This is a genomic window from Mesorhizobium sp. M7A.F.Ca.ET.027.03.2.1, from assembly GCF_003999175.1.
Classification (GTDB): Bacteria; Pseudomonadota; Alphaproteobacteria; order Rhizobiales; family Rhizobiaceae; genus Mesorhizobium.
The window spans coordinates 1-12,582 of the sequence record NZ_RZOM01000046.1 but is presented as its reverse complement, the minus strand read 5'-3'; the positions used below and the strand labels follow the sequence as shown (position 1 = coordinate 12,582).

General features: G+C 63.3%; 11 protein-coding genes. 6 read left to right on the top strand and 5 right to left on the bottom strand.

The window, feature by feature from the left end; all coding sequences use genetic code 11:
- A partial coding sequence (locus EN750_RS03940; protein ID WP_189526034.1) for a dihydroxy-acid dehydratase occupies positions 1-761 on the top strand: 761 nt, incomplete at its 5' end.
- 159 nt (positions 762-920) lie between these two features.
- Here the strand turns inward: EN750_RS03940 and EN750_RS03935 are convergent.
- The gene (locus tag EN750_RS03935; protein ID WP_127330669.1) at positions 921-2,675 is read right to left on the bottom strand and encodes an ABC transporter ATP-binding protein; all 1,755 of its coding nucleotides are present in this window, start codon (positions 2,673-2,675) and stop codon (positions 921-923) included.
- Positions 2,676-2,844: 169 nt separating this feature from the next.
- Here EN750_RS03935 and EN750_RS03930 point away from each other — a divergent pair, with 169 nt between their 5' ends.
- The 3 genes from EN750_RS03930 to EN750_RS03920 all read left to right on the top strand — a co-directional run bounded on the left by EN750_RS03930 (position 2,845) and on the right by EN750_RS03920 (position 5,527).
- Complete coding sequence (locus EN750_RS03930; RefSeq protein ID WP_127395685.1) at positions 2,845-4,134, top strand: amidohydrolase family protein; 1,290 nt, start codon at positions 2,845-2,847, stop codon at positions 4,132-4,134.
- A gap of 87 nt (positions 4,135-4,221) precedes the next feature.
- On the top strand, positions 4,222-4,488 hold the full coding sequence (locus tag EN750_RS03925; protein WP_127395684.1) for a hypothetical protein: 267 nt from the start codon (positions 4,222-4,224) through the stop codon (positions 4,486-4,488).
- Between the two features lie 115 nt (positions 4,489-4,603).
- Positions 4,604-5,527, top strand: coding sequence for a DMT family transporter (locus tag EN750_RS03920; protein WP_127267472.1), 924 nt, complete (start codon positions 4,604-4,606; stop codon positions 5,525-5,527).
- A gap of 7 nt (positions 5,528-5,534) precedes the next feature.
- Here EN750_RS03920 and EN750_RS03915 read toward each other — a convergent pair whose 3' ends face one another.
- Positions 5,535-6,437, bottom strand: a complete 903-nt coding sequence (locus tag EN750_RS03915) for a phosphotransferase family protein (protein ID WP_127267471.1) — start codon at positions 6,435-6,437, stop codon at positions 5,535-5,537.
- Positions 6,438-6,537: 100 nt separating this feature from the next.
- Here EN750_RS03915 and EN750_RS03910 point away from each other — a divergent pair, with 100 nt between their 5' ends.
- Positions 6,538-7,170 carry a class I SAM-dependent methyltransferase gene (locus EN750_RS03910; protein WP_189526032.1) on the top strand — a complete coding sequence of 211 codons (633 nt, stop codon included), beginning with the start codon at positions 6,538-6,540 and terminating at the stop codon, positions 7,168-7,170.
- A 1-nt stretch (position 7,171) separates the two neighbouring features.
- Here EN750_RS03910 and EN750_RS03905 read toward each other — a convergent pair whose 3' ends face one another.
- Together EN750_RS03905 and EN750_RS03900 are read right to left on the bottom strand one after the other, a co-directional pair.
- Entirely contained in the window at positions 7,172-9,625 is a 2,454-nt protein-coding gene (locus EN750_RS03905; RefSeq protein WP_127395682.1) for an FAD-dependent oxidoreductase, read from the bottom strand.
- Positions 9,622-10,509, bottom strand: a complete 888-nt coding sequence (locus EN750_RS03900; RefSeq protein WP_127382604.1) for a phosphotransferase family protein — start codon at positions 10,507-10,509, stop codon at positions 9,622-9,624. Before EN750_RS03900 ends, EN750_RS03905 begins: the two co-directional genes overlap by 4 nt.
- 400 nt (positions 10,510-10,909) lie before the next feature.
- On the opposite strand from EN750_RS03900, the gene EN750_RS03895 reads away from it, so the two are divergent.
- Positions 10,910-11,686, top strand: a complete 777-nt coding sequence (locus EN750_RS03895) for a DeoR/GlpR family DNA-binding transcription regulator (protein ID WP_027039687.1) — start codon at positions 10,910-10,912, stop codon at positions 11,684-11,686.
- Here EN750_RS03895 and EN750_RS03890 read toward each other — a convergent pair.
- Positions 11,683-12,582, bottom strand: a 900-nt coding sequence (locus EN750_RS03890; RefSeq protein WP_127395681.1) for an NAD(P)/FAD-dependent oxidoreductase, incomplete at its 5' end; no start/stop codon positions are given. The two genes, EN750_RS03895 and EN750_RS03890, sit on opposite strands and share 4 nt — an antisense overlap.

The following is a 12,582-nucleotide window of genomic DNA, read 5'->3' as shown; positions in this document are numbered from 1 at the left end:
ACCATTGGGATATTTCCCGCACGACTAGCCAGAGTGTGCGCGATTTCTTCCTCGCCGCCCCTGGTGGCGTGCCGACACAGGTCGCTTTCAGCCAGGACCGCCGCTGGGACGAACTCGATCTCGACCGCGAGAAAGGCGTCATCCGCTCGACCGAACATCCCTTTTCCAAAGATGGCGGCCTCGCCGTGCTGAAAGGCAATCTGGCTCTCGACGGCTGCATCGTGAAGACCGCCGGCGTCGATGAATCGATCCTGAAGTTCACCGGCCCGGCCCGCGTCTTCGAAAGCCAGGATTCCAGCGTCAAGGCGATCCTGTCCAACGAGATCAAGGCCGGCGATGTGGTCGTCATCCGCTATGAAGGGCCGCGCGGCGGCCCAGGCATGCAGGAAATGCTTTATCCAACCAGCTATCTGAAGTCGAAAGGGCTCGGCAAGGCCTGCGCCCTGGTCACCGACGGCCGCTTCTCGGGAGGCACGTCGGGCCTGTCGATCGGCCATGCGTCGCCGGAAGCCGCCGAAGGCGGGCTGATCGGGCTGGTGCAGGAGGGCGATACGATCGAGATCGACATCCCGAACCGCAGCATCCGCCTGGCTGTCGATGAGGCGGAACTCGCTGCCCGCCGGGCGGCGATGGAGGCCAAGGGCGCCTTGGCCTGGAAGCCCGAGGAAAAGCGCAAGCGCAAGGTGACGACCGCCTTGCGCGCCTATGCCGCCATGGCGACCAGCGCGGCCAAGGGCGCGGTGAGGTTTGTGCCGGAATAAGGTTTGCGCCCAGGCCCCCTCATCCGGCCGCTGCGCGGCCACCTTCTCCCCGCTGGGGAGAAGAGGCTGGCGCCGGCGCTGACGATCTCTTCTCCCCTCGGGGGGAAGGTGGCCCGAAGGGCCGGATGAGGGGGGCTGGCTCCAACATCCGGAACACCATCACGGCATCAACTGATACTCATAAAGCTTCTGGTAGAGCCCACCCTGCTTGAGCAAGGTCTTGTGCGGGCCGCTTTCCACCACCTTGCCGGCTTCGAGCACCACGATCGTGTCTGCCTGGTGCACCGTCGACAGACGGTGCGCGATGACGATCGTCGTGCGGCCTTCCGTCAATTGCTGCAGCGCGTCGCGGAACAGCGCTTCCGATTCGGCATCAAGCGCGCTGGTCGCTTCGTCCAGCAGCAGGATCTCGGCATTGCGCAGCATGGCGCGTGCGATCGAGATCCGTTGGCGTTGGCCGCCCGATAGCAGGCCGCCATTCTCGCCGACATCCGTCTCGTAGCCTTTCGCCTGCGCGCTGATGAAGTCATGGGCGTTGGCCGCCTTGGCGGCGGCGATAACCTCTTCGTCGGTCGCACCCTCGCGCCCAAGCCGGATGTTGTGCATGATGGTGCCGGCAAACAGGAATGTATCCTGGCTGACATAGGCGATCTTTTCCCGCAGCGATGCGAGCGTCGCATGGGAAATATCCTGGCCGTCGAGCAGCACCCTGCCGCTCTTCGGGTCGTACATGCGCATGATCAAGTTCAGAACGGTCGACTTGCCGCCGCCGGAAGGCCCGACCAGCGCCGTCATCTTGCCGGGCGCAAGCGTCAGATCGAACCTGTCCAGCACCGGCGGCCCGTTCTGATAAGCGAAGTCGACGGCGTCGAACCGGATCTCGCCCGGTCCGGCCAGAAGCGGCTTCGCGTCGGGCTTCTCCACCAGAGTCAGCGGCTGGTCGGCGAGCTCGAACATCATGCGCACGCCGACAATACCGCTTTCCAGCGATATGCGCACGCGCGCAAGGCGCTTTGCCGGCTCATAGGCAAACAGGAGCGCCCCGATGAAGGCCATGATGTTTCCCGGCATCTGGCCGCCCTGCAAGACCAGGAAGCCGCTGACGAAGATGGCCCCGGCAATTGCCAGCCCGGCCAGCGTCTCCATCACTGGGCTTGTCGCAGCCTCCAGCGTCGCGATGTTATTGGCCCGGTTCTCGACGTCCGACACGGCCTTGTACATGCGGTTGCGCATTGCGCCTTCGAGGTTGAAGGATTTGACGACGCGCACGCCGATTGCCGTTTCCTGCATCACCTGCACGATCTGGCCGACCGAGCGAAACTCCATCGCGGCGAACTTGCGAACACGTTTGAGGATGCGGTTGACCCCGTAGATAGCCAAGGGGCCGACGACGAAGCAGATTATAGACAGGGCTGGCTGCTGCCAGACCATGACCCCTACCAGGACAACCAGCGACAACAGGTCGCGCACATAGGACGTGACAACGAGGTCGAGCACGTTGCGCGCCGCCTGCGCATTGTTGGTCATGCGTGTGATCAGGTCGGACGACGAGGTCGAATGGTAGAATTCGATGCCTTGCGCCAGGATGCGGTCGTAGATCTTGCGCTGGCGATCGGCGATGATGGCGTTGCCGACCCGGCTCATGAAATAAGCCTGGATGAAGTTGGCGAGACCCTTGAGAATGAAGATCGTGGCGACCCCCGCCGCAATCAGGTTGACGCGGTCAATCCGCTTGAAGACCACGAATTCGTCGGTGATCTCTTTGAGAATCCAGGCGCTGGCGCCGGTCGTGGCGGCCACCACAAGCATCGACAAGATCGCGGCGCCGTAGCCAAACCTGTGCTGATAAAAGGATTCCCGGATCAACCTCGCAACGAGGCGCTGGTTTTCCGTCGAGCGGAAGAAACGAAACAAACGGCGGATCCTTGAAACCGGGACAACGAAGGCGGCTTATAGAAGGAGTTGCGGCCGGATGGAACCATCCGCGGCCGCCGCGGACAAACCGCTGTTGCAAGCGGCATCGACGGGATGCGATTTTCAGCCTCGGCACTATCAGATGATTCTTTTGACGGGATGACGACAGATGGCTTTCGACCTTATCGTTCGCGGCGGCACACTGCCTGATGGCAGGGTTGCCGACATAGGCATCAGCAGTGAGACGATCGCGGCGATCGAGCCCACCCTGCAGGGTCCTGCGCGGACCGAGGTCGACGCCCGCGGCAATCTGGTCTCGCCACCCTTCGTCGATCCGCATTTCCACATGGACGCCACGCTCTCCTACGGCATTCCGCGCATCAACGCGTCGGGCACGCTGCTCGAAGGCATTTCGCTGTGGGGCGAGTTGAAGCCGCTTTTGACGCATGAGGCGGTGCGTGATCGCGCATTGGCCTATTGCGACTGGGCGGTGTCGATGGGCCTGCTCGCAATCCGTACCCATGTCGATGTCTGCGATGACAGGCTGCTGGCGGTCGAGGCGCTGCTCGAGGTCAAGAAGACGGTCGCCCCCTATATCGACCTGCAACTGGTCGCCTTCCCGCAGGACGGGTTTTATCGTGCTCCATCGGCGCGTGAAAACACCATTCGCGCGCTCGACATGGGCGTCGACATCGTTGGCGGCATCCCGCATTTCGAGCGCACCATGGCCGACGGCACGCGCTCGGTAACGGAGCTGTGCGAGATCGCGGCCAGACGCGGCCTGATGGTCGACCTGCATTGCGACGAGACCGATGATCCACTGTCGCGTCACATCGAACAGCTTGCGTATGAGACGCAGCGCCTTGGTCTGCAGGGCAAGGTCGCCGGTTCGCACCTCACCTCGATGCATTCGATGGACAATTACTATGTCTCGAAGCTGCTGCCGCTGATCGCCGAGGCCGACGTCTCGGTCATTCCCAATCCGCTGATCAACATCATGCTGCAGGGCCGCCACGACACCTTCCCGAAGCGCCGGGGCCTGACTCGGGTCAAGGAAATGCTGGCGCTCGGCATTCGCGTCGGCTGGGGCCAGGATTGCGTGCTCGATCCCTGGTATTCGCTGGGCACCGCCGACATGCTCGATGTCGCCTTCATGGGCCTGCACGTCGCTCAGATGTCGAGCCCGGCCGAGATGGCGCGTTGCTTCGACATGGTGACCAACGTCAATGCCGCGATCATGGGCCTCGATCATCTCGGCCTGGCGGTCGGCAAGCGCGCCAGCCTTGTCGTCCTCGATGCCGGCAGTCCGGTGGAGGCCCTGCGCCTGCGCGCCGAACGCCTGTGCGTCATCGCCAGGGGCAAGGTGGTGGCGGAGCGGACGAAGCAGGAAACCAGGCTGTCCATCGACGGAAGGCCGGTACTTGTGAACCGACGGCACCATTCGCATCAGGACCAATAGGACGCCGCATCTGCATCAAGGCTCAAAGCTCCGCTCGTCGCGAAATAAGTTTACATTAAACCTCCACTTTATTCGGAGGAGGATTCCATGTGGCGCAAGACTGTGATGGCGGTGGCGTTGTCGGCGCTTTGCGCCGGCTGCATGACGGTAACGGCAGAGGATCGCCGCGCCGCCGACGAAGCGAAATGCCGGTCCTACGGCTTCGTCAAGAAGAATGACGCCTTTGCCGAGTGTCTGCAGCGCATCGATCTGGAGCGGCGTGCGGAGCTCAGACGCACCCCGGCTTTCGACCCCTGGGACAGGCCGGTGATCTATCGGCCCATTATTCTCAGGCCGCAGCCAAAAGGGAACTGAATCGCGCAGACCCAGCCGATTCCCGAGGCTGGCCTTGCCGATTTCCGGTTTTCTCCTCGTCAAAGCCGCCGCTTCCGTCTACGACGCGGCTTACTAGGGAGGAATCGGGATCGGCATGACGCAGCCCGTGGCGCAGAATTCGACGATCAGGAATGTGCTTCTGGCCGGCATTCTGCTGATGCTGGCCGGCGACTTCCTGTTTGCGCTGAACGACGCCATGGGCAAGTGGCTGGTCGCCAGCTTCTCCGTCGGCCAGGTGGTGCTGATCCGCTCTATCGGCGCCTTCTTCGTGCTCGGCCCGATGATCGCCAATCAGGGCCCGGCCAAGCTGTTTCGCATGGAACGTCTGGAACTGCAGCTGCTGCGGGTGGTGATGACCACGCTCGACACCGCGCTCTTCTATGCCGCCGTGGTCTATCTGCCGCTTGCCGATGTGATGAGTTTCTACATGGCCGGGCCGATCTACGTTGCGGCACTCTCGCACCTCTTGCTTGGCGAAAAGGTCGGCTGGCGCCGCTGGATGGCGATCCTGCTCGGCTTCTGCGGCGTTTTGATCATGCTGAAACCGTCCTCGGCGGCGTTCTCGCTGTCATCGGGTTTTGCGCTGGTAGGCAGCATCTCCTTCGCCTTCGCCATCATCCTCAACCGCCGCCTGCGTGGCACCAGCGACACCAATCTGGTGACATGGCAAACCATCGGCACGCTGCTGGTCGGCGGTGTGCTGACCATCGGCGCCTGGCAGACGCCGTCGGCACTCGATCTCGGCGCCATGCTGCTGCTCGGTATCGTCTCCTGCGGCGCCCACCTGATGATCACCAGGGCGCTCAAGCTGGCGCCGGCTTCGACATTGGCGCCGCTGCACTACACACTGCTGCTGTGGGCGGTGGTGTTCGGCCTGGTGTTCTTCGGCGACGTTCCCGGTCCGCGCATCCTGATCGGCTCGGCCATCGTTGTTCTCGCCGGCCTGTTCATCTTCCATCGCCAGAAAGTGGTCGAGATCACTGTGCCGCCCGAAAACGTGCCGAAGGGCGTGAGTTAGTCCAGGCTCAGTCCCGGTGTATTGCTGCCAGATGCCGCGAAAACTCCGGCGTCTCCATCAACGCCTTGCAGCGAGCGAAACGGCCATCCGCATAAGCGCGAAAATCATCGACCGGGTTGTTGTTGGCGAGCTGGATCAGCCCCCACAAGGTCCACAACAGGTCGCACATTGCCTTGTAGATGACGATGCGGCCGCGCTCCGCCGGCCTCGCCTCGCCGCCGAAATAAGCGCGTATCATCTCTTCGTCCTGGGCGGCGTCGAACTTGCCCTCCACGCTGAGGTCGCCAAGGTCCCAGAGCGGATCGTTCATGCCCGAATATTCCCAGTCGACGATCCACATCCGCTCGCCAGTATCGAGAAAGTTCTCGCACAGCGGATCGCAGTGGCAGGCGACGATCGGCAGCGGATGGGCGGCCAGCGCCGAGCGGACGCTCTCGGCGTCTCGCACCACGTCATGATAACCGGCGGGCAGGGCGACCTCCTTGGTGGACAGCACCTTGAGGTAATCGTCGATCATCGCGAACAATTCGAAGCGGAAGGGAAACACCGCGCCTGAATCGTGCAGCTTGCGAAAGGCTTCGCCGGCGCGTGCCGGACTGCCCGGACGTGTCCGGAATTTCTCCGGCGACATCGTTTCGGCGCCGGCGATGTAGCGTGTCACCATCACCCCGGTACCGGGGTCGACATGCAGCACCTCGGGACTGACCCCCGCTTTTGCAGCTTCGCGCGCGGCCACCGCTTCGTTGGCCCGGTTGATGTATTCCTCGGTGCCCTTGCCGGGAATGCGCAGGCAGAAGTCGCCGGCCTTGAAGACGAGATTGGTGAGGCCGCCCAGCCGTTCCAGCGGCCCGCTGTAACCGGCCAGCATGGGAATGGCGTCCAGTGCGGCACGCGCCTCGTCTGTCACCATGCCTGCGCCCCCACGCTGTTATTTGTCGCAGCGACGGTTCCACAATTTTCGCGCTTTGGCTATCATCACTGCGAGATCAAAATTGGCGGACTGGATAAAAGTGGCGGACAGCAAACATCAGGGCGCGCTCGGCGCGGCCTACGCGGCAAAGCGGCCCGAAGAGGTGGCCGCACTCTATGACCGCTGGTCGGAAACCTATGACGCCGACATGTCGGCCGCCGGCTATCGCCATCCGACGATCTGCCTTGCGTTGCTGGCCCGCCATCTGCCGCGCGGTTCAGCACCGCTGCTCGATGCCGGGGCCGGCACCGGGCTCATCGGCGAATGGCTTGATATTGCTGGTTATCCCCTGGTCGAGGCACTCGATATTTCACAAGGCATGCTGGATCAGGCGGCCCGCAAGGGCATCTATTCCGCGTTTCATTGTCTGGCGCTGGGCGGTCATCTGCCTTTTGACGACGATGCCTATGCCGGGATAATCTCGGCCGGCGTCTTCACCTCGGGCCATGTCGGCGTCGAGGGGCTGGACGAGCTAATCCGCATCTGCCGTCCGGGCGGCGTGATCGTGCTGACGGTCAAGAACACGCTGTGGGATGCCGGCTTTGCCACGCGTGTCGGCGAGATCGAGGCGCAAGGCCTCGTCACCCGCGTCGAGGAAACGCGTCCTTACGTCTCGATGCCCGGCGAGGCCGACACGGTACCAAGCCGCGGCCTCGCTTTGCGCGTTATTTGACCTACGCTTTGACCCTGGCGCCTGCCGGATCGTACATAGGCTCGAGGTGGATCTTGGCCGGCGTCCTCTCCATCGCAACCACCAGTTCATAGTCGCCCGAGGCGAGAAAATCGTCGCTCACCCCATCGGCGTTGCGCACATAGCCGTAGCCGATGGTCTTGCCCAGCGTGTAGCCGTAACCGCCGCTGCTGAGATAACCGACCGGATCGCCATTGCGCAGGATGGTTTCGCGACCGAGCAGCACGATCTCGGGGTCTTCGACCGTGAAGCCGGCAAAGCGTTTCTTCAGTGCCGCGCCGCTGGTCTTTTCCAGCGCGCGCCGTCCAACGAAATCGGTGTTCTTGCGCAGCTTGACCGCCCAACCGAGCCCGGCTTCCTGTGGCGTGTCGTTGGGGGTGATGTCGGATCCCCAGGCGCGATAGCCTTTTTCCAGCCTTAGCGATTCCAGCGCCCGATAGCCGACCGGTCGGATGTCATGCTTCTCGCCTGCCGCCATCAGTGCGTCGAAGACTTCGCCGGTGGCCGCGATCGGCACATGCAGTTCCCAGCCGAGTTCGCCGACATAGGTGACGCGCAGTGCCCGAACCGTGTGGCCGGCGATGGCAATCTCGCGCACATGGCCGAACGGGAAGCCGGCATTCGACACGTCGGCTCCGGTCGCCACCGAGAGCACGTCGCGCGCCCGAGGACCCATCAGCGACAGCGTGCCGAAATCCTCGGTGACGTCGACAAGCATGGTGTCGAGCCCTTCGCCGATATGATCGCTGATCCATGAGAAATCATGCGTGCGGAAACCGGTGCCGGTGACGATATAGAACTTCTCTTCGGCCAGCCGCGCCACCGTCAGATCGGCCTCGATGCCGCCGCGCGTGTTGAGAAGCTGCGTATAGGTCAGCCGGCCGACCGGCTTGCTGACGTCGTTGGCGCAGATCCAGTCCAGCGCCTTCAACGCATCTGGCCCGGTCAGCTCGTATTTGGCGAAAGACGATTGATCGAAAATGCCGACCTTTTCGCGCACATGGCGGTGTTCGCCTCCGACCGCCGCGAACCAGTTCTGCCGGCCCATCGAATAGATGTCCTGCGGCTCGACGCCTTGCGGTGCGAACCAGTTCGGCCGCTCCCATCCGAGCTTCGAGCCGAATACGGCGCGCTGCTGTTTCAGCCTGTCGTAGAGCGGCGAGACGATGCGGGGTCTCCCGGTGGCATACTCCTCATGCGGGAAGCCGATCGTGTAATGCTTGCCATAGGCCTCCAGCGTGCGGTCGCAGACCCACTGCCGGTCGCGGTGCAGGTTGGAAAAACGCCTGATGTCGACCACCCACAGGTCGAGCGGTGCCTCGCCGTCGACCACCCACTGCGCCAGCACCCAGCCCGCGCCGCCGCCCGAGGCGATGCCGAAGGCGTTGAAGCCGGCGCCGACGAACATGTTGGCGCATTCGGGCGCTGTGCCGAGAATGAAATTGCCGTCCGGCGTAAAACTCTCCGGCCCGTTGATCATCTGCTTGACGCCGACGGTTTCCAGCGCCGGCACACGCGCGATCGCTTGGCTCATGTGCTGCTCGAAATGGTCGTAGTCGTCGTCGAACAGCCTGAATTCCCAATCATTGGGAACGTCGTCGCCGGGGAGACCAGTCGCCCAGGCCTGCGGGTTAGGCTCATAGCCGCCCATCACCAGCCCGCCGACTTCCTCCTTGAAATAGGTGCGTCGGTCAGGGTCGCGGATGGTCGGCGCGTCGGTAGCCAGCCCGTCGATCTTCTCGGTGATGATGTACTGGTGCTTCACCGGCTGCAGCGGCACGTTGATGCCGGCCATGGCCCCCACTTGCCGCGCCCATTGGCCGGCGCAGTTGACCACCTTGTCGCAAGCGATGTCGCCCCTGCTGGTCTTCACCGCTGCGATGCGGCCGTCCTTCATCTCGAAGCCGGTGACGCGAACATCCTCGAACAGTTTGGCGCCATGCATGCGCGCGCCCTTGGCCATCGACTGCGTGATGTCGGAGGGGCTCGCCTGGCCGTCGGTCGGCAGCCAGGAGGCGCCGACGAGATCGCCGGTCTCCAGCAGCGGCCACATTCTTTTCACCTCGTCCGGCGACAGCAATTGCATGTCCATGCCGAAGCTTTTTGCTGTCGTCGCCAGCCTTTTGTACTCGGTCCAGCGGTCGGCATTGGTGGCGAGCCTGAGGCAGCCGGTCATCTTCCAGCCGGTGGCGAGACCGGTCTCGGCCTCCAGTCCCTTGTAGAGGTCGACGGAATATTTCAGCACGCGGGTGATAGACGCCGACGAGCGCAATTGCCCGACAAGGCCGGCGGCATGCCAGGTCGAACCCGAGGTCAGCTTGCCCTGCTCCAGCAGCACCACGTCAGCCTTGTGGTCGCGCGCCAGATGATAGGCCGTCGAACAGCCGATGATGCCGCCGCCGATGACGACGATGGCGGCCTGGCTCGGCAATGTCATGATTTCTGTATCCCGTATTTTGTCCGGTAGTTTTCCAGTGCCGCGTCGAGCCGGGCGAGGTTTTCCTCGGTGTAGGCGACGTAGTCGATGCCCGGCGCGTCGAGATAGAGCTCGGAGACCATGCTCCACATCGCCTCGCGCAGCAGCGAGGCGCATTGCATGGCCGCGTGCGAACGGCGGATCGCCTCGTCCGGTTCCTTCATGAAGTAGGCGGTCAGGAAGGCGAAGGATTCCTCGTCGCTCATGCCGGCGTTGGAGGCGGCGCCTGCGAGGTCGAACATCGCCGTGTTGAAGCCGGCATATTCGAAGTCGATCAGCCATAGTCTGTTGCCGTCGTCGAGAATATTGGCCGGCAACAGGTCATTGTGGCCAAAGACGATCGGCAGCAGTTTCTGCGCGCGCTCCAGTTCGTCGGCCAGTGTCAAAAGGCGCGGCAAGTCGCTGCGCTTGCGGCTGCCGCCTTCTTCAAGCGTGCGCGCATAGTCGCGAATGACATGGAACACCCAGAACATGAAGCCGGCGCCCGAGACGTGATTGGGCATCTCCCGGTGGAAGGCGCGCATCAGGGCCGCGACCCGGCCGAGATTGGCGCGCACGTCTTCCGCCAGATAGGTTTTCGCACCGAGAAATTCCGTCACCAGGATGCCCGGTTCGGCATGGCGGACGGCTGGCGCGAAACCGGCGGCATGCGCCGCCCGCGCGGTCATAACCTCGCGCTCGCGAAAGACATGGTGGAACGGATAGTCCTTGCCGAAGCGCACGACATGTCGTCCGGCCGCGTCCGTGACCACATAATTCGCGTTGCTCAGGCCGCCGGGCAGCGGTGCGATCTCGATGCCACCGGTCCAGCAGGGCAGGGCGCGGATGCGATCTTCGGCGGTCACGGAACATCCCTGGTTTGCTGGGCTTCGACAAGGCGCCGTGAACAGCGCAACGATGGCGGGAAAAACGTAAATAATCTCGTCGGTGCGGGACGCCAGGATCGGTATCCCGCACCGCACCGACGAGCCCCTTGGCCAGGTTTTTGAGCCCGGCATCCGCCCCCGCGGACCTGAAAATTCCTTGAACAGGCACGTTCCAAACGGCCTGATCGCTGAGTTGCGGCTCTGCCCCAGCCGCAGATCTGAAGCCTGTTGATGTCTTCGATTTCACGACAGGGCTGCCCGCTTGTCAATAAAAAGGTGTGACTTTTTTTGGGTATTTTGCCTGAAAGCATAAGGTAGTTCCTTTAAAAGCACTTGAATTACCTTAAAATCGGTCAGGAGCATCAGTTCGGGAAACCAGATGGCCCAGTCCAAACGACACGGCGAGATCCTGCGTCTCCTGCAGGAAGAGGGCACCGTCACCATCGCCAGTTTGGCCGACCGGCTGGGCGTGTCGCTGGAGACGGTGCGCCGCGACGTCAAGCCACTGACTGGTGACGGCTCTGTCCTCAAGATGCATGGCGCCATCGGCCTGCCGTCGATGATCGGCGAAGCGCCCTTCGAGCGGCGCATGCGTGAGAACGCCGATGCCAAGCGCGTCATTGCCCGCATGGTCGCCGCCACCATCCGCGACGGGGAATCGATCATGCTCGACACCGGAACGACAACCTCGTTCCTTGCGCGTGAACTGCTTGGCCACCGGCGCCTGACGGTCGTCACCAACTCATCGGACATCGCCCGCACGCTGGCCACCATCAACGGCAACAAGGTCTATATGGCCGGCGGCGAGCTGCGCAGCGATTCCGGTGCTGCTTTCGGTGCCTCGGCAATCGATTTTGTCAGTCGCTTCTCGGTCAGCCACGCCATCATTTCCACCGGCGGCGTCGACGCGGTGATGGGCGTCATGGATTTTGATCTGGATGAGGCCGAGTTCGCCCGCATGGTGCTGTCGCGCGGTCAGCGATCCCTGGTCATCACCGATCACTCGAAATTCGGCCGTCTTGGTCTGGTCCAGGTCTGCGGCTTCGACAGCTTTTCCGAACTCGCCACCGACCGCTCGCCGCCGCACGACTTGGCTGCCGCCCTGGCCCAGGCCGGCGCGCGGCTCAGCATCGCCGGCGAGGAAGCCGGGTTCTAGCCGAACACCAGCGACTGGTGGGCGCAGACGCCCGCAAAGGCGCCACCCGATACCGCAAAGGCAATATTGTGCATCGAACGTGCCGCGTCGCCGGCGGCGTAGACGCCGGGCACGGTCGTCTGCTGCCTGTCATCGACTGATATCACCGGGCCGAGGAGGCCTTCGGAGAAGCCGCAGCCGAGCTGTTCGGCCAGCGGGCTGGCCATGATGTTGCGCGGAGCGGTGAACATCGCCCTGACGCCGGCCTTTCTGCCGTCGTCGAGGCGGACGATCAACCCGCCGGAGCCGTCTTCCCTTAGCTCGGCAACGCTGGTGGGCTCAAACCGCACCTTTCGGCTCTCCAGCGCGCGCATCTGCTCTGTGTCAGGCTCGAACAGGCAATTGCCGAACAGTGTGACATCGCCCCAATCGGCGATCAGCTGTGCCTGATGCAGGGACATCGGGCCGGTTGCGAGCACGCCGAGCGGCCCGCCGGAAACCTCGTAGCCGTGGCAATAGGGGCAGTGCAGCACGCTCCTGCCCCAGAGCTCGGCAAGCCCGGCAACCTCCGGCAGGATATCGCGTACCCCGGTGGCCAGAACCAATCGTGCGGCACCGAATGTCTCGTCGCCATCGGTGGTGATTTCGAAATCGCTGCTGCCGGCAGCAACGGCCTTGTCGGCACGCCTGTCGACAACCCTAACTGTCGGATAGGCCAGCAGCTGCCGCCTTGCGTCAGCCAGGATTGCGCCGGGCGCGCGCCCGTCCTGTCCGAGGAAGCCGTGCGAATGCTCGGCAAGGCGGTTGCGCGGCTGGCCGGCGTCGATCACCAGCACTTTGCGTCCTGCCCGCGCCACCTGGATGGCGGCGGACAGGCCGGCAAAGCTGCCGCCGACGACGGCAAGATCATACTGCAT